Source organism: Antribacter gilvus (genome assembly GCF_003946865.1).
GTDB lineage: Bacteria > Actinomycetota > Actinomycetes > Actinomycetales > Cellulomonadaceae > Antribacter > Antribacter gilvus.
The window spans coordinates 49,155-65,280 of sequence record NZ_QXTH01000017.1 but is presented as its reverse complement, the minus strand read 5'-3'; the positions used below and the strand labels follow the sequence as shown (position 1 = coordinate 65,280).

The 16,126-nt window shown below is 72.5% G+C and carries 18 protein-coding genes; 15 read left to right on the top strand and 3 right to left on the bottom strand.

From position 1 onward, the window contains the following. The 3 genes from D1350_RS21965 to D1350_RS21955 all read right to left on the bottom strand — a co-directional run bounded on the left by D1350_RS21965 (position 1) and on the right by D1350_RS21955 (position 3,842). Positions 1-804: a polyphosphate polymerase domain-containing protein gene (locus D1350_RS21965; RefSeq protein ID WP_125778187.1), complete on the bottom strand. Its 804-nt coding sequence runs from the start codon at positions 802-804 to the stop codon at positions 1-3. Further along, positions 801-1,430, bottom strand: coding sequence for a DUF4956 domain-containing protein (locus D1350_RS21960; protein ID WP_125778186.1), 630 nt, complete (start codon positions 1,428-1,430; stop codon positions 801-803). The genes D1350_RS21965 and D1350_RS21960 overlap by 4 nt, the downstream gene beginning before the upstream one ends. A gap of 219 nt (positions 1,431-1,649) precedes the next feature. Then, positions 1,650-3,842, bottom strand: coding sequence for a rhamnogalacturonan lyase family protein (locus tag D1350_RS21955; protein WP_125778185.1), 2,193 nt, complete (start codon positions 3,840-3,842; stop codon positions 1,650-1,652). A gap of 244 nt (positions 3,843-4,086) precedes the next feature. Here D1350_RS21955 and D1350_RS21950 point away from each other — a divergent pair, with 244 nt between their 5' ends. The 15 genes from D1350_RS21950 (at position 4,087) to D1350_RS21880 (ending at position 16,105) form a co-directional block, all read left to right on the top strand. Further along, positions 4,087-4,665 carry an NUDIX hydrolase gene (locus D1350_RS21950; protein WP_125778184.1) on the top strand — a complete coding sequence of 193 codons (579 nt, stop codon included), beginning with the start codon at positions 4,087-4,089 and terminating at the stop codon, positions 4,663-4,665. Between the two features lie 156 nt (positions 4,666-4,821). Beyond that, positions 4,822-5,373, top strand: a complete 552-nt coding sequence (locus D1350_RS21945; protein WP_125778183.1) for an alternate-type signal peptide domain-containing protein — start codon at positions 4,822-4,824, stop codon at positions 5,371-5,373. Position 5,374: 1 nt separating this feature from the next. Beyond that, on the top strand, positions 5,375-5,989 hold the full coding sequence (locus D1350_RS21940) for a signal peptidase I (RefSeq protein WP_125778182.1): 615 nt from the start codon (positions 5,375-5,377) through the stop codon (positions 5,987-5,989). After that, positions 5,986-6,669 carry a hypothetical protein gene (locus tag D1350_RS21935; protein ID WP_125778181.1) on the top strand — a complete coding sequence of 228 codons (684 nt, stop codon included), beginning with the start codon at positions 5,986-5,988 and terminating at the stop codon, positions 6,667-6,669. Before D1350_RS21940 ends, D1350_RS21935 begins: the two co-directional genes overlap by 4 nt. Beyond that, positions 6,662-7,240, top strand: a complete 579-nt coding sequence (locus D1350_RS21930) for a hypothetical protein (protein WP_125778180.1) — start codon at positions 6,662-6,664, stop codon at positions 7,238-7,240. The genes D1350_RS21935 and D1350_RS21930 overlap by 8 nt, the downstream gene beginning before the upstream one ends. Then, positions 7,237-7,728 (top strand): hypothetical protein, encoded by a 492-nt coding sequence (locus tag D1350_RS21925; RefSeq protein WP_125778179.1) that lies wholly within the window; start codon positions 7,237-7,239, stop codon positions 7,726-7,728. Before D1350_RS21930 ends, D1350_RS21925 begins: the two co-directional genes overlap by 4 nt. 45 nt (positions 7,729-7,773) lie before the next feature. Then, entirely contained in the window at positions 7,774-8,409 is a 636-nt protein-coding gene (gene pdxT / locus D1350_RS21920; RefSeq protein ID WP_125778178.1) for a pyridoxal 5'-phosphate synthase glutaminase subunit PdxT, read from the top strand. Between the two features lie 9 nt (positions 8,410-8,418). Then, positions 8,419-9,177, top strand: a complete 759-nt coding sequence (locus D1350_RS21915) for a YebC/PmpR family DNA-binding transcriptional regulator (protein WP_125778177.1) — start codon at positions 8,419-8,421, stop codon at positions 9,175-9,177. A gap of 71 nt (positions 9,178-9,248) precedes the next feature. Then, entirely contained in the window at positions 9,249-9,815 is a 567-nt protein-coding gene (gene ruvC, locus D1350_RS21910) for a crossover junction endodeoxyribonuclease RuvC (protein ID WP_125778176.1), read from the top strand. A gap of 138 nt (positions 9,816-9,953) precedes the next feature. After that, positions 9,954-10,574 carry a Holliday junction branch migration protein RuvA gene (gene ruvA, locus D1350_RS21905; protein WP_125778175.1) on the top strand — a complete coding sequence of 207 codons (621 nt, stop codon included), beginning with the start codon at positions 9,954-9,956 and terminating at the stop codon, positions 10,572-10,574. 229 nt (positions 10,575-10,803) lie between these two features. Continuing rightward, on the top strand, positions 10,804-11,865 hold the full coding sequence (ruvB, locus tag D1350_RS21900; protein WP_125778202.1) for a Holliday junction branch migration DNA helicase RuvB: 1,062 nt from the start codon (positions 10,804-10,806) through the stop codon (positions 11,863-11,865). A 68-nt stretch (positions 11,866-11,933) separates the two neighbouring features. Further along, the gene (gene yajC / locus D1350_RS21895; protein WP_240644283.1) at positions 11,934-12,398 is read left to right on the top strand and encodes a preprotein translocase subunit YajC; all 465 of its coding nucleotides are present in this window, start codon (positions 11,934-11,936) and stop codon (positions 12,396-12,398) included. Between the two features lie 125 nt (positions 12,399-12,523). Further along, positions 12,524-14,419, top strand: coding sequence for a protein translocase subunit SecD (gene secD, locus D1350_RS21890; RefSeq protein WP_125778174.1), 1,896 nt, complete (start codon positions 12,524-12,526; stop codon positions 14,417-14,419). Next, entirely contained in the window at positions 14,419-15,513 is a 1,095-nt protein-coding gene (gene secF, locus D1350_RS21885; RefSeq protein WP_125778173.1) for a protein translocase subunit SecF, read from the top strand. Before secD ends, secF begins: the two co-directional genes overlap by 1 nt. 10 nt (positions 15,514-15,523) lie before the next feature. Then, positions 15,524-16,105 (top strand): adenine phosphoribosyltransferase, encoded by a 582-nt coding sequence (locus tag D1350_RS21880; protein ID WP_125778172.1) that lies wholly within the window; start codon positions 15,524-15,526, stop codon positions 16,103-16,105. Positions 16,106-16,126: the final 21 nt, after the last annotated feature.

Genomic DNA, 16,126 nt, shown 5'->3' with positions numbered 1-16,126 from the left:
TCAGGCGGTCGTCGCGCCTGACGGCGCGACGGCGGTCGAGTGGGGCAGGAGGTGCCGGGTCAGCGTGCGCCGCCACGGCGACGCGGGCAGGTCCGGGCGCAGGGCGGCCAGTCCGGTGGCGTACTTGGAGATCCGCACGGGCCGGTGCCCGGCCGCCCACAGCAGGCGGTCGGCGCTGGAGGCCGTCGAGCCCGTCTTCGTCTCGACGACGGCGAGGCCGCCCAGCCGCAGCGGCATGCCGCCGTCGTCCCAGGCGAGGTCGACGTCGACGGTCACGCGGCTCGCGGTCTCCGGGAGGAACAGCGTCGTCCGCAGGTAGCGGGTCACGAGGGTGGGGTACAGCGGCCGGTCGCCGAGCGTGCGTACGCCCTGCCCGGCGAGGACGCCCGCGACGAACCCCCGGCCCTGCGCCAGGCTGTGCCGGTCGTCGAGCGGGTGCGGCACCCGGTCCTTGACCGTCGCGCCGCGGGCGCCGCGCGTCTTGACCTCCAGCCAGCACTGAGCGGAGTCGAGGTAGCTGCGGGTACGGACCTTGAACCGGTGGCGGCGACGGCGCGCGGCGAGCCGGTAGGCGAGCAGGTCCGGCGTGTCGAAGTAGACGGACTCGTAGGCGAAGACGCGCCGCCCGTCGATCTCCAGCGCCTGCGTGCCGCCTGGCAGCGCCACGAGCAGCGACGTCACGGCGTCCAGCGGGACGAGGTACTTCCGGTCGACGCGGGTCTGGAGGGCGGCGACCTCGACGAGGTCGTCCAGCGTGATGGGCGCGAGCCCGGCGAGCGGGTCGTCCAGGGCGGTGACGGTCACGGCGTCACCTCCGTCTTCTCGGTGCGGGGGGCCGACGGCGGCACGGGGGAGCCTCTCCCGGGGGTGCGGCTCCGCCGGGCGCCAGGCCGTGCCGTCTCGTACCGCACGTCCACGCAGGTGGTGTCGTTGACCAGGTCGACGCGCTGCACGGCGACCGAGTTCACCCGGGCACCGAGGAGCTGCTCGAGGCGGGCGACGAGGGCGCCCTGGTCGACCAGGGCGCCCTCGAGCACGAGCTCCTGGCGGTGGTGGCGCCGGAGCATGCGCGGGTGGTCGCCGACGACGATCGCGACGAGCAGCAGCGCCATGAGCGCCGGCGAGCGCCACAGCGGCTCGGCGGGCAGCGCGCCGAGGATGCCGAGCGCGAGCGCGGCGAAGTAGTAGGCGACCTCGCGCTGGTCGATCTCGGTGGAGCGGAGCCGGATGATCGACAGGACCCCGAAGAGGCCGAGGCCCAGCCCTGCTCCGATGGCCCCCGTGCTGAGCGAGGAGGCGACGACGAAGACCCCGACGTTGACGCCGATGAACGCGACGACGAGGTCGCGCCGACGGTGCCGCCGGAAGTAGGTCCAGGTGAGCAGGCTTATCGCGACGAGGTCGGCGGCGGCGAGCGTGAGCAGAGCCATGGTGGCGGGACCCCCAGGTGAGCGAACGGCCGTCGAACCGGAGGTGAACTCCGGGCAAACGGTGTGGAAACACCTGTGATCCTGTGGGCCGGTTCCGCGGGGAACAACAGCCTTAAACGTTTTCGAAACTTTCCGTGGTGGAAGGCGGCAACGGCAGAACGTGGTGGGGGCGGGCGGACCGCGCGGTCCGCCCGCCCCGGATCTGGAGGTGTGGCCCGGTTACGGGGTGTGGATGTTGGGCCAGGGGTAGCTGGTGACCTCGCTGCCGATGTGGAAGCTCGGGTGCGGCGGCTGGTTGTAGCCGGTGTTCTGCCAGGCGATCGCCACGCGGTACTGGACGTCGTGCATCAGCGTCGCGATGCGCAGGTTCGTCCTGTGCGGCGTGGCGTAGATGCGCAGCGCCGAGGAGTCACTGGTCCGCCAGATCACCTCTTCGCGCCAGTCGCCGAACAGGTCCGCCGAGAGCGACGGGTTCTGCTTGGTGCCGTTGTTCGACGCCACGCCCGAGCCGGTCAGCTGGCGCCCGCTCTGGTAGTCGTCGATGTGCGTGCCGTCGAGCAGCTCCCGCTCGCCGTCGCCGTCCCACCAGGCGAGGTGGTTCGCCGAGCTCGGCTTGGTGCCGACGGAGCTTCCCGAGGCGTTCCGGAGGTCCGTGACGTTCGACGACCAGTACTCGCCACCGGCATTGGAGGTGGTGACGTTCGCGGCCACGCCGCGGCCGTTGTCGCCGGAAGGGCTGGTCTGGAACAGGACCGTGCCGTTCGAGCCGATGAGGCTGGAGGACGGGTCCGCGCTGCTCTCGTGCACCATGAACACCTCCTGTCCGGCGCGGCTGGGCACGAAGTCCGAGACGTGGAGCGCGTCGCCGTGGCCCATCCGGGAGTTCCACAGCGCGTTGCCGTCCGAGCCGACCACCATCGCCCCGTAGACCACGTCCTGGCGGCCGTCGCCGTTCAGGTCGGCGATCGACAGGCTGTGCGCGCCCTGCCCGCGGTACTGCGAGCCCTTGACGTCGGAGTCGAAGATCCAGCGGGTGGAGAGGTTCTGACCGTCGAAGTCCACGGCCCAGATCACCGAGCGCGTGTAGTAGCCGCGGGCGAAGATCATCGACGGCGTGACGCCGTCCAGGTAGGCGGTGCCGGCCAGGAAGCGGTCGACCCGGTTGCCGTAGCTGTCGCCCCAGCTCGACACCGTGCCACGCGGGGGCTGGTAGCTGACCGTGTCGATCGCGCCGCCGGTGCGGCCGTCGAAGATGGTCAGGAACTCCGGTCCTGCCAGGACGTAGCCGCCGCTGTTGCGGTGGTCCGCGCTGGAGCTGCCGATGACGACGCCACGGCCGTCGCGCGTGCCGTCGGCGGTCTTCATGGCGATCTCGGCGTCGCCGTCACCGTCGTAGTCGTACACCTGGAACTGGGTGTAGTGCGCCCCGGACCGGATGTTGCGCCCCAGGTCGATCCGCCACAAGCGGGTTCCCTGGAGGGTGTAGGCGTCGATGAGGGTGTTCTCGGTGACGCCGGACTGCGAGTTGTCCTTGGCGTTGTCGGGGTACCACTTGACGACGTACTCGTAGTCGCCGTCGCCGTCCAGGTCGGCGACGCTGACGTCGTTGGCGGAGTAGGTGATCGAGGGGCGGCTGATCGGGATGTCGAGGTAGCCGCCGGAGCCGAACCTGGCCTCGGTGCCCGAGCGCGCCCCCTCGGTGCCGTTGGTGACGGCCGCGACGGTGTAGGTCCCGGTGCTGCTGGTGTCCAGGTAGTTCGTTGCTCCGGTGATCGGCGACGCGTTGAGCTTCTGGCCGTCGCGGTAGACGTTGAAGGCCACGTTCTGGGCGTCGGTGCCGAGCAGACGCCAGCTCACGAGGTTTCCGGTACCCGAAGGCACGACGGTCACGCCGCGGGTGAGAGCCTCGACCTCGTAGACGCCGTTGCCGCCGCCGGGCTCCTCAGAGCCGCCGGTCGTGACGTCCAGGTAGTCGATGTTCGGCAGGCCGTCGGCGGTGGTCGCGGCCAGGCGGACCGTGGTGGAGCCGGCGTTGACGGGCACGGTGACGGTGCTGGTGGACCAGGTGGTCCAGGCTCCCGTCGGCTCCAGCGCGGCAGTCTGGACGGTGGAGCCGTTGAGGATGACCGACGCCGAGCGGTTGGACGTGCCGCCGTTGGCGTACCGGATGCCGAGGGTGGCCGTACCGCCGCCGGCGGCCTGGATGGTGAAGTCGATGCCGGCGCCGACGGTGTTGTCGGAGTTGCAGAACCCCGTGCCCGAGTGCCCGGCGTGGTTGGACTCGATCACGCCGTTGCAGACGGCCGGGGCGTTCTCTGCCTCGTAGCGGACCGGAGCGGCGTGCGCGCTGTTGAGCGCCACGAGGCTCGTTGCGGCGACGGCGAGACCGGAGAGCCCGGCCACGAGCGCCATTCGGGTACTTCTTCGCCTTGACATTGTTGTCGCTCCTCTGTGAGGTCTCAGCCGTGTCGGGCACGGCCGAGGGCGGGCGAGGCGCGGCGACGGCAAGCGGCTCCGTTGCCACGGTGTCATCGAACAAACCGATTGAATCGTTCAAATCGGTGTTGACGACCGTATGGCAACCGCTTCCCGAACGTCAATGACATCTCGCTGGTTTAAACGATTCAGATTGCGGGCTGCACGTATCGTCGTCGGCATGAACAGGAGTAGCGACGCGGGGACCGGCTCGGGCGGTCCCGGCACCAGCTCCCTCGGGCCCGACTGGGTCCTGGGCCCCGACGGCCTGCGGAGCCGGCGGGCGGCCCGCGTCATCCTGCTCGACGACGCCGGTCGCGCGCTGCTCGTGCGCGGTCACGACGCCGACCAGCCGGAGCGGTCCTGGTGGTTCACCGTGGGCGGTGGCATCGACGCGGGGGAGAGCGAGGTCGAGGCCGCGCTGCGCGAGGTCCGCGAGGAGGCCGGGCTGCTGCTCGCCCCCGACGACCTGGAGGGCCCCGTGCTCACCCGCACCGGGATCTTCGACTTCTTCGCGGAGACGTGCCGGCAGGACGAGGTCTTCTTCGTCGCGCGTGTCCCGGACGGGCACGAGCCGGACGACGCGGGCTGGACAGCGGTCGAGCGCGACCTGCTCGACGAGATGCGGTGGATGAGCGCCGCGGAGCTGCGCGCGCAGCCGCTCGAGGTGTTCCCGCACTGCCTTGCCGACGTCGTGGAGACCCTCGCCGGCGGGTGGGACGGCAGCGTGCGGCACGTCGGCACGGAGCGCGACGACTAAGGCCTTCTTCACCCACTTTTATCCCGGTCCACGCGTCCAGATTCATGGCGTGTCGCCCTGCTTTGCCTGTGATCTGGCGGCGACACGCCCGGATGCGCGTCAACTGAAGCCCCTTTGCCGTGCGGAGCAACGGCACGGCTACGAAGGGGTAGGGCCATGGAGAGACTGACCAAGGCGGCGCTGGCGACGGGCGGAGCTGCGGTGCTGCTGCTCGGCGGCGCGGGCACGCTGGCGTACTGGACGGCGCAGGGCACAGCGACAGGGCCTGACATCGTGTCGGGCAGCTTCACCATCGCGTCGTCGGCGTGCGACAGCACCTGGACGCTCGACGACGGCACGCCGCTGGCCGCCGGTGCGGCGATCGTCCCGGGGGACACCCTCACGCTGACGTGCACCTACACGCTCGGTGGCGAGGGCGCCCACCTCGCCCTCGGCGACGTCACCATCGGGGCGCCCGCCTGGGAGGCCGACAACGCCCTCACGGCCGAGCTCACGCTCCAGGCGCCGACCTTCACGGTCAACGGTGCCGCCGCCACCCTGCCCGTGCCCGTCACCGCCGGGGATACCGTCGAGGTCGACCTCGGCGTGGTGTTCGACGGCCCCGGCGCCACCAACGCGTCCCAGTCGACCACCACCGCGCAGCTCGTCGCGGCGCTCGCCGACGTGACGGTCACGCTCACCCAGGCCCACGAAGAGGTCACCCCCTGACATGGGGGACGTGCTCAGGGTGGCCGGTCGCGCCCTGGCGCTGGTGCTGCTCGTCGCCGCGGGGGCCGCGCTGCTCGCGGGCGTGCTCGTGCCGCGGCTCGCCGGGGCGACGCCCTACGTCGTGACGTCCGGGTCGATGCGGCCGGCGCTCCCGGCGGGGACGCTGGTCGTCGTGCGTCCGGCCGACCCGTCGACGATCCGGATCGGGGACGTGGTCACGTACCAGCTGCGGTCGGGCGACCCGCAGGTGGCGACCCATCGCGTGGTGGGCGTGGGGTCCACGACGACCGGCGAGCGCACCCTCGTCACGCGGGGCGACGCCAACACCGGAACCGACCCGCACCCGGTGCGGGAGGCGCAGGTGCGCGGCGTGCTCTGGTACCACGTCCCGTACCTGGGCCGGGTGTCGGTGCTGCTCAGCCCCGCTCAGCGGGAGGCCGCGACGACCGGGCTGGTGGTGCTGCTCCTCGGGTACGCGGCGTGGCAGGTGGTGGGTGCCGTGCGTGCCCGGCGCTCCCGCGCCGCGGAGCCGGAACCCGCACCCGTCGCGGCGGCCGCCTTCGCGCCCGCCGCCTTCGAGCCGGCCGCCGCGCCGGAGCCCGGAGGCGGTCGGTGACGGCCCGCGCTGCCCGGCACGTCCGCGGGGCCGTGGTCCTGGCGGCGACCCTCGCGGCGGCCGGCGTGCTGGCCGCCGGCTGCGTGCTCGCCCCGGGCGCCGCGGCCACGGCGGACGTCCCCGACGGCGCGGTGGGGCTGAGCGTCGACGGCGTCACGTGGACGCACCGGCTGGAGGCCGAGCTCTTCGACCCGTCGCTGCGCTGGGTCCCGGGCCACACCGAGGACGCGACGCTCTGGGTGCGGAACCAGAGCGGCCTGCCCGCCACAGGCTGGGCCGAGGTGATCCTCTCCGGCGGCGGCGAGCTCCCCGCCGACCTCGGGGTGCGGACGAGCATCGGCGACGAGCCCTGGACGGACGGGGTCCGCTCCCGGGCGGTGGAGCTCGCCCCCGGTGAGGTGGTCCCGGTCCGGTTCGAGGTGCGGTTCGACCCCGGCTCGGGCAACGACACGCAGGCGGAGGTGGTCGACCTGGCCGTGCACGTCACGCTCGCGGACCGGGGCGTCGTCCCGTCGCCGATCGGGGGCCCGTCGCCGACGGGGTCCGCTCCGCCGGGGGAGGCGCGTCCGCCGTCGGCCCACCTGCCCGTCACGGGGGCCGAGGTGCCCCTGCTCCTGCTCGCCGCGGGTGCGGCCGTGGCCGCGGGAGTCCTGATCCTCCTGAGAAGGCCTCATGACTGAGCGCACCCCCGCCTCGCGCGGCCGCGGGGCGCGCCGCGCGAGCCTCGTCGCGCTCGCCGTCGTGCTCGCGGCCCTCGGAGGCGGCGGCGTGGCGTGGGCGTGGTGGGCCGCGGTCGGCACGGCGCAGGACGCGCCGACCGTGACCGCCGGGCGCCTCGACCTCGTCCTCGGAGCCACCGGGCAGTACGTGATCGGCCCGGGCGGCGTGTACGACCTCGACCAGCTCGACCTGACGAACGCGGTCCCCGGGAGCCAGCAGGCGCAGGCGTTCACCGTGGGGAACGGAAGCACTGCGCGGGCGCCGCTCACGTTCTCGGTGACGGCGACGTCGTCGCGCCCGGACGCTGTCGAGGTGGTCCTTCTCTACGGCGCGACCGTCTCCGGGACCACGTGCACCGGCGGGACGACGACGCCGCCCACCACGGTCCTGCAGCCCGTCGCCCAGGGGGTGGCCACCGGCCGCCAGGCGGTGTGCGTCCAGGTGCGCGTGCTGCCCACCGCCCCCAGCTCGTTCCAGGGCCAGACCGCCACGGTGACCGTGGTGGTCACCGCGGCCCAGGTGGCGTCGTGACGCGCGGGGAGACCGCACGCGCCCTGCTCGCGAGCCTGGTCGCCTTCAGCGTGGGCCTGCTCGCCGTCACGGATCTCCGGGCGGCGCCCACGGCCCACGCGTGGTGGTCGGACTCGGTGACGGACACGGCCACCGTGAGCGCGTGGACCATCCAGGCGCCGGCCACGACCTGCACGGACACGGACGGCCAGCTCTTCGAGACCGCGGCCGTGACGTGGTCCGAGGTGACGTCACCCGCGGTGCTGGACTACCGCGCCACGTTCAACGGTCGGCCGGCCCCGGTCACCGACAACGGGAGCACGCGCTCCGTGGTGATCGACCAAGGGCTCATCACCCAGGTGCTCGGCAGCCTGCTGGGCGGGACGTACACCATCGTCGTGACCCCTTTCCTGCCAGGGACCAGCTGGACGGGGCCGACGTCGACCCGCCGGGTCCAGGGCGGCGTCTCGGTGTTCCCGCCCGGTCTGACGCTGGAGTGCGTCTCCTGAGCCCTCGCGCCGGGGCGCCCCCGACCGGACGTAGGATGGACGGTCGTGACCGCACCCCTTACCGTCGGAGTCCTCGCCCTGCAGGGCGACGTCCGTGAGCACGTCGCCGCCCTGGAGGCCGTGGGGGCCCGGGCTGTGCCCGTGCGCCGCCTCGCGGAGCTGGAGGCGGTGGACGGCCTGGTCCTCCCGGGCGGCGAGTCCACCACCATCGACAAGCTGCTGCACATCTTCGGGCTGGCCGAGCCCCTGCGGGCCGCCGTGAAGTCCGGGCTGCCGGTGTACGGGTCGTGCGCGGGGATGATCCTGCTCGCGGACCGCATCCTCGACGGGATCGACGGCCAGCGGACGGTGGGCGGGATGGACGTCGTGGTGCGCCGCAACGCGTTCGGACGCCAGGTCGACTCGTTCGAGACGGACCTCGAGATGGCGGGGATCGAGGGCGGCCCTGTGCGGACCGCCTTCATCCGCGCCCCCTGGATCGAGGAGGCCGGACCGGAGGTCGAGGTGCTGGCCCGCATCCCCGCGACCGACACCCAAGGCCGTCCGGTGGCGGCCGCCGGTAGGATCGTCGCAGCACGACAGGGATCGCTGCTCGCCACCGCCTTCCACCCGGAGATCACAGGTGACGCGCGCGTGCACGGGCGGTTCGTCCAGATCATCGAAGCATCGCGAAGGGATTGACTCAGGGTCATGTCAGGGCACTCAAAGTGGGCCACGACCAAACACAAGAAGGCCGCGATCGACGCCAAGCGTGGCAAGCTCTTCGCGAAGCTGATCAAGAACATCGAGGTTGCCGCGCGCACCGGTGGCGGTGACCTCGCCGGCAACCCGACGCTGTTCGACGCGGTCCAGAAGGCGAAGAAGTCGTCGGTCCCGAACGACAACATCGACCGCGCGGTCAAGCGCGGCTCCGGCGCCGAGGCCGGTGGCGCGGACTACCAGACGATCATGTACGAGGGCTACGGGCCCAACGGTGTGGCCGTCCTGGTCGAGTGCCTCACCGACAACAAGAACCGCGCGGCCTCGGAGGTCCGCCTCGCGTTCTCGCGCAACGGCGGCAACCTCGCCGACCCGGGTTCCGTGTCGTACCTGTTCTCGCGCAAGGGCCTCATCGTGGTCCCGAAGACGGACGGCGTCAGCGAGGACGACGTCATGCTCGCCGCGCTCGACGCCGGCGCGGAGGAGATCACGGACCTCGGCGAGGGCTTCGAGATCCTCAGCGAGGCCACCGACCTCGTGCCGGTGCGCACCGCGCTGCAGGACGCCGGGATCGACTACGACTCCGCCGACGTGGTGTTCCACCCGTCGATGCAGGTGGAGCTCGACGTCGAGGGCGCCCGCAAGATCATGCGCCTCATCGACGCCCTCGAGGACAGCGACGACGTGCAGAGCGTGTACGCGAACTTCGACGCGTCCGACGAGGTCATGGCAGCCCTGGAAGAAGACTGAAGGCCCCGGTCACCGGAGCCTCCCCGGCGCGTGACGCCGGAGCACGCCCTCGCCCGTGAGAGGGTGAGGGCGTGCGCGTCCTCGGGGTGGATCCTGGCCTGACCAGGTGCGGAGTCGGCGTGGTGGACTCGCTCCCCGGCCGGCGCGCCTCGATGGTGGCCGTGGGCGTCATCAGGTCCTCGACCGACCTGTCGGTGGACCTGCGCCTCCTGCACCTCGCCGAGCGACTGGACGCCTGGATGGACGAGCACGTCCCCGACGTCGTGGCCGTGGAGCGCGTGTTCGCCCAGCACAACGTCGCCACCGTGACCGGCACCGCCCAGGTGGCGGGCCTGGCCATGGTCGCTGCCGCGCGGCGGGGCGTCCCCGTGGCGCTGCACACGCCGAGCGAGGTCAAGGCTGCCGTCACGGGCTCCGGCCGGGCCGACAAGGAGCAGGTGCAGCGCATGGTCGCGCGCATCCTCGGCCTGGCGGAGCTGCCCAAGCCCGCCGACGCCGCCGACGCCCTGGCGCTCGCCGTCTGCCACCTCTGGCGGCCCGCCGGCGCCCTCCAGGGCGGCGACCGGCACGAGATGACGTCGGCCCAGCGTGCCTGGGCGGCCGCGGAGCACGCGGCGAAGCAGCGCCCGCGCCGCTGACCCGGCCACCGCTCGGGACCCGGCCACCGCTCGGGACCCGGCCACCGCTCGCGGCACGCCGGTGCACGCGGGTGCGCTCCGACGTCGGCCCGCGTTGTTAGGATCGCACGGACGTTCGATCGAGGAAGGGGGGCGCCGGTGATCGCCTCGCTCACGGGTTCGGTGCAGCACGTAGGGCTGGACCGAGCGGTCGTGGAGGTGGGCGGCGTCGGCTACCTGGTCCACGCCACACCCAGCACGCTGGCAGCGCTGCGCGTGGGGGAGCAGGCCCGCGTGGCCACCTCCCTCGTGGTGCGCGAGGACTCGATGACGCTGTTCGGCTTCGGCGACGCCGACGAGCGCGACGTCTTCGAGGCGGTCCAGTCGGTCAGCGGCGTCGGCCCGCGCCTCGCCCTCGCGATGCTCGCGGTGCACACTCCCGACGCGCTGCGCCGCGCCGTCGCCGGCGAGGACCTGGCCGCACTGATGCGCGTCCCGGGCATCGGCAAGAAGGGCGCCCAGCGCATCGTTCTCGAGCTCGGCGACCGCCTGGGCGCTCCGCTGCCCGGCGGCGGCTCGCACGCCCCGGCCGCGCCCGTCGCCGACGACCGGACCGCGCAGGTGGTCGAGGCGCTGACCGGCCTCGGCTGGCAGCCGAAGGCGGCGGAGGACGCCGTCGCGAAGGTCCTCGCGGAAGCGGGCACGGACGTGGTGGCCGAGGCCGACGTGGCCGTCACGCTGCGCGACGCGCTCCGGACGCTGGGAGGCCGTCGTGGCTGAGCGGAGCCTCCCGCGAGGGTCGAGCCCATCCCGGGCCGGCGGAAGCCAAGAAGGTGCTGAGCGGAGCCTCCCGCGAGGGTCGAGCCCATCCCGGGCCGGCGGAAGCCAAGAAGGTGCTGAGCGAGGCCTCCCGCGAGGGTCGAGCCCATCCGGGGCCGGCGGAAGCCACAAGAGTGCTGAGGCGGGCTCCTCCACCGGGTTCGGCGACGAGACCACCGGCACGGGCAGGATCGTGAACTCCTCCGCCGACGACGTCGAGCGCGCCGCCGAGGCGGCGCTCCGGCCCAAGCGTCTCGACGAGTTCGTGGGCCAGCGCGTGGTGCGCGACCAGCTCTCGCTCGTGCTGCAGGCCGCGCTCGCGCGGGGCAACCCGCCGGACCACGTGCTCCTGTCGGGCCCGCCCGGCCTCGGCAAGACCACGCTGGCCATGATCATCTCGTCCGAGCTCGGCACCTCGATGCGCGTCACGAGCGGTCCCGCGATCCAGCACGCCGGCGACCTCGCGGCCGTGCTGTCCTCCCTGGAGGAGGGCGAGGTCCTGTTCATCGACGAGATCCACCGCCTCGCGCGCCCCGCCGAGGAGCTGCTGTACGTGGCGATGGAGGACTTCCGCGTCGATGTCGTGGTCGGCAAGGGCGCCGGCGCCTCCGCGATCCCGCTGGCCCTCCCGCCGTTCACCGTCGTGGGCGCCACCACCCGGGCGGGCCTGCTGCCCGCGCCGCTGCGTGACCGGTTCGGCTTTACAGGCCACCTCGACTTCTACTCCGCGGACGAGCTCGAGCGCGTCATCCTCCGCTCCGCCGGGCTGCTCGGCGTCGAGCTGCAGCACACGGCCGCCCACGAGATCGCCGGCCGCTCCCGCGGCACGCCCCGCATCGCCAACCGCCTGCTGCGCCGGGTGCGCGACTGGGCGCAGGTGCGCGGCGACGGCGTTCTCGACCTACGCGCCGCCCGCGCGGCCCTCGAGGTGTACGAGGTGGACCCGATCGGCCTGGACCGGCTCGACCGTGCGGTGCTGACCGCCCTGTGCGTGCGGTTCGGCGGGGGCCCCGTGGGGCTCACCACGCTCGCCGTGACGGTGGGGGAGGAACCCGAGACCGTCGAGACCGTGGCCGAGCCGTACCTGGTGCGCGAGGGCCTCGTGGGGCGCTCCCCGCGAGGCCGGATCGCCACCCCCGCGGCCTGGGCGCACCTGGGCCTCACACCGCCCCCAGGGGCCCCCGGGACGGCGAACCCCGCGGCCTCCGGGCCGTTCCGGGCGCCCGCCGGGGTCACCCTCTTCGAGGAGTGACCCACAGGACCCTCCGGCCGACCTAGACTGTGGTGGTTCCCACTCCCGACCGAACAGGACCTGCCATCGTGGGCGACCCGACATTTCTCATCCTCATCGTCCTGCTCGCGGGCGCGATGTTCTTCATGTCCTCGCGCACGCGCAAGCAGCAGCGTGCCGCGCAGACGTTCCGCGCGAGCCTCGAGCCGGGCAAGGAGATCATGACGGCCTCCGGCATGATCGGCCGGGTCGTGAGCGTCGACGCCGAGACCGAGATCGTCACCATCGAGTCCGAGTCGGGGACCCGGACCGAGTGGGTCCTGGGCGCCGTCAACGAGCGTCCCGCGCGCTACGCGACGCCCGCCGAGGACGACGACGCGGAGGCCGACGACGAGGACGGCAGCACCGCAGATGACGGATCCGTCACAGAGAAGCCAGGAACGGCAAGTAACATCGCCCCCGACGTGATCGACGTCCCGGACGACCTGTCCGGCCTCGACGACGCTCCTCGGGACCCGAAGGCGCGCCGGGACGGCGACACCGACGGCAAGTGACGACCGCACCGGCCGGGGCTACCCGGCCGGTGCCGAACCCGCGCTGCTCGCGGCGCGCACACGAGAAGAGACAGAAGTTGGCGACTCCTACCCGGCGCTCGCGGCCGGTTCGCACGATCGTCCTCATGACGGTCCTGACGATCCTGCTGCCCCTCGGCGCGCTCCTTGCCGGCGCGCAGCTCGACCCACGCTCGAGCGAGAATCCTGACGGCGCGAGCCTGGCCCCCGGCCTGGCGCTCGACCTCCAGGGCGGTACCCAGGTCATCCTGCGGCCGGTCACGACCGACGGCTCCGAGGTGACCGACGAGGCCCTGGACGAGGCGATCAACGTCATCCGCCAGCGCATCGACTCCTCGGGCGTCTCCGAGTCCGAGATCGCGAGCCAGGGTGGCGAGAACATCGTCGTCGGCATCGCCGGCGAGGTGGACGACGACACGATCGCGCTCATCAGCAAAGCCGCGCAGATGAAGTTCCGGCCCGTGCTGACGTACGACGTGGGGATGGCGGCACCGGAGCCGTCAGCCAGCGCGTCGGCCGACCCCAGCGCGGCCCCGTCCGCAGACGCGAGCGCGGCCCCGTCCGACGACGCCGCGGTCGCGAGCCCGGCTCCTGACGCGAGCGCCTCGCCCTCGGCGGAGCCCAGCGCCCCGGCCGAGGAGGAGGCCGTCACCGCGACGGACCCCAGCGACCTCGCCCAGATCACGCCTGCCGTGCAGGAGCAGTTCGCGGCTCTCGACTGCACCGACCCGGAGAACCTCAAGGGCGGCGGCGGTGACGACCCGACGAAGGTGCTCGTGACCTGCCAGCAGGACGGTGCCCTGAAGTACATCCTCGGACCCGTCGAGGTGGCCGGGACCGACCTGACCAACGCGAGCTCGGGCCTGCAGACGGGCGCGAACGGCACGGTCACCGGCGAGTGGGCCGTCAACCTGCAGTTCAACGGCGAGGGCACCGAGCAGTTCGCCGAGACGACCACCCGCCTCCAGGGGCTCGAGAGCCCCCGCAACCAGTTCGCGATCACGCTCGACGGCCTTGTCGTGTCCGCGCCCTCGCTGGCGCCGGGCGTCATCATCAACGACGGTCGCGCGGAGATCTCCGGGTCGTTCACCCAGGAGAGCGCCGCGACGCTGGCCAACCAGCTGAGCTTCGGCTCGCTGCCGCTCACGTTCGAGGTGCAGAGCCAGGAGCAGATCTCGGCGACGCTCGGTTCGGAGCAGCTGCAGCGCGGCCTCTTCGCCGGCCTCATCGGCCTGCTGCTGGTCGTCGTGTACTCGATGTTCCAGTACCGCACGCTCGGTCTGCTGACCGTGTCGTCGCTCGTGGTCGCCGGTGTCATGACGTACGTCGTCATCGCGCTGCTCTCGTGGGGCATGGGCTACCGCCTGTCCCTGCCGGGCGTCGCGGGCCTGATCGTGGCGATCGGCTTCACGGCGGACTCGTTCATCGTGTACTTCGAACGTATCCGTGACGAGCTCCGCGACGGCCGCACCCTGCGGGTCGCCGTGGAGCGCGGCTGGGACCGTGCTCGCCGCACCGTCCTCGCGGCCAAGGGCGTCAACCTGCTCTCCGCCGTGATCCTGTACTACATGACGGTCGGCGGTGTGCAGGGCTTCGCGTTCACGCTGGGCCTGACCACCATCATCGACGTCATGGTCGTGTTCTGGTTCACGCACCCGGTGATGGAGCTCATCTCCAAGGTGAAGTTCTTCCGCGACGGACACCGGGCGTCGGGCCTCTCGCCCGACCGCCTCCAGGTGGCCGGTCCCCGGTACGTCGGTGCCGGCCGGGTCGCCACAGGCGCCCCCGCCACAGCCACAGCCACCGCGCCCGCCGCGGTGGAGGACGCTCCCGCCGAGGCGGAGGTGCCGCAGCCGGTCATGGCCGGGGTGGCACCGCAGGGCCTGCCGCAGGGCGGGACCGACGGGCGCAGGATGACGATCGCGGAGCGGCGTGCCGCCGAGCGCCGGGCGGCGGCCGTGCAGGCCGACGCGCCCGTCGACGAGAACGAGGAGAAGCACTGATGGCCGGCCGCAGCTTCGCGCAGTGGGGCAACGACCTCTACACGGGACGCAGGTCGTACCCGATCGTCCAGACGCGCAGCCGCTGGTTCGCCGTCACCGGTGTGCTCGCGGTGGCCTCGGTCCTCATCCTGGTGCTCCAGGGTCTGAACCTCGGCATCGACTTCCGTGGTGGGTCGGAGTTCACCGTCTCGGGCGTCGCGACCAAGGACCAGGACCTCGCCGTCGAGGCGGTCCAGTCGGTGGTGCCGGGTGACGAGGCACGCGTGACGAGCGTGGGCCAGGACGCCGTGCGCGTCCAGACCACGGAGCTCACGAAGGAGCAGACCGACGCGGTGGCCGACGCCCTCGCCGAGGCCTACGACGTGGATGCTTCCCAGCAGATCACCAGCGCGTTCATCGGCCCCACGTGGGGCCAGGGCGTGTCGCAGCGTGCCTTGATCGGTGTGCTCACGTTCGTGGTCGCCGTGGCGATCTTCATGGCGATCTACTTCCGCGCGTGGCGCATGTCGGTCGCGGCGATCGTCGCGATGCTCGCGGACCTGCTCATCGCCGCGGGCGTGTACGCCGCGGTCGGCTGGGAGGTCACGCCGTCCACGATCATCGGCTTCCTGACGATCCTCGGGTTCTCGCTGTACGACAAGGTCGTGGTCTTCGACAAGGTGCGAGAGAACACGACGGGTGTGCTGGAGCAGTCGCGCAGCACGTACGCCGAGCGGGCCAACCTGGCGGTGAACCAGACCCTCGTGCGTTCGATCAACACGTCGGTCGTGGCGCTGCTCCCGGTGGCGGGCATCCTGTTCGTCGGTGGTTTCCTGCTGGGCGCGGGCGCGCTGCGCGACATCTCGCTCTCGCTGTTCGTGGGTATCGCGGTGGGCGCCGCGTCGTCGATCTTCCTGGCGACGCCGCTCGACGTGGCTCTCCGGGTCCGTGAGCCCAAGATCGCGGAGCACACGGAGAAGGTGCTCCAGGCGCGGGCCGGCCTGGTCGAGGGCGGTGCCGACGACGAGACCCTCGCCGCGGTGGCCGCGGGCTCCGCGCAGCTGGTCCCGGGTCATCACCTGGGTCACGCGGCGCAGCCGCGCAAGCGTCGCTGAGGTCGCGTACGTGACCGACGACATCTCAGTCGCCGCCCTCTCCGGCCTCGGGCCGGAAAGGGCGGCGTCGGTGCGTTCCCTGATCGCCGACGTCCCCGACTTCCCGACGCCCGGGATCATGTTCCGGGACATCACGCCCCTGCTGGCCGACGGCCCGGCGCTGTCCGACGTGGTCGACGCGTTCGCGAGCCTGGCCTCCGCCGAGGGCGTCGACGTCGTGGCCGGCATGGAGGCCCGTGGCTTCCTGCTGGGTGCGCCGCTCGCCGTACGGCTGGGAGTGGGTTTCCTGCCGCTGCGCAAGGCCGGCAAGCTCCCGCCGCCCACCGAGCGGGTGGAGTACGACCTCGAGTACGGCTCCGCGACGATCGAGCTGCGCTCGGGAACACTCGCCCCCGGCTCGCGTGTTCTCCTGGTGGACGACGTCCTGGCGACGGGCGGCACGGCCGAGGCCGCCGCTCGCCTCGTGGAGCAGTGCGGAGGCGTGGTCGTGGGGCTCGCCTTCCTGCTCGAGCTCGCGGCTCTCGGTGGCCGCGACAGGCTGGACGGGCGCCACGTCGATACGCTCCTGCGAGTGGAGTCGTCCGGGGAATAGAGGTCCCGGGGCTAGACTTGC

Excerpts from the sequence above, each read along its gene's own strand:
- D1350_RS21960 (WP_125778186.1), bottom strand. The coding sequence starts at position 1,430 with ATGGCTCTGCTCACGCTCGCCGCCGCCGACCTCGTCGCGATAAGCCTG.
- D1350_RS21955 (WP_125778185.1), bottom strand. The coding sequence starts at position 3,842 with ATGGCGCTCGTGGCCGGGCTCTCCGGTCTCGCCGTCGCCGCAACGAGC.
- D1350_RS21950 (WP_125778184.1), top strand. The coding sequence starts at position 4,087 with ATGAACAGGAGTAGCGACGCGGGGACCGGCTCGGGCGGTCCCGGCACC.
- D1350_RS21945 (WP_125778183.1), top strand. The coding sequence starts at position 4,822 with ATGGAGAGACTGACCAAGGCGGCGCTGGCGACGGGCGGAGCTGCGGTG.
- D1350_RS21940 (WP_125778182.1), top strand. The coding sequence starts at position 5,375 with ATGGGGGACGTGCTCAGGGTGGCCGGTCGCGCCCTGGCGCTGGTGCTG.
- D1350_RS21930 (WP_125778180.1), top strand. The coding sequence starts at position 6,662 with ATGACTGAGCGCACCCCCGCCTCGCGCGGCCGCGGGGCGCGCCGCGCG.
- D1350_RS21915 (WP_125778177.1), top strand. The coding sequence starts at position 8,419 with ATGTCAGGGCACTCAAAGTGGGCCACGACCAAACACAAGAAGGCCGCG.
- secD (WP_125778174.1), top strand. The coding sequence starts at position 12,524 with ATGACGGTCCTGACGATCCTGCTGCCCCTCGGCGCGCTCCTTGCCGGC.
- secF (WP_125778173.1), top strand. The coding sequence starts at position 14,419 with ATGGCCGGCCGCAGCTTCGCGCAGTGGGGCAACGACCTCTACACGGGA.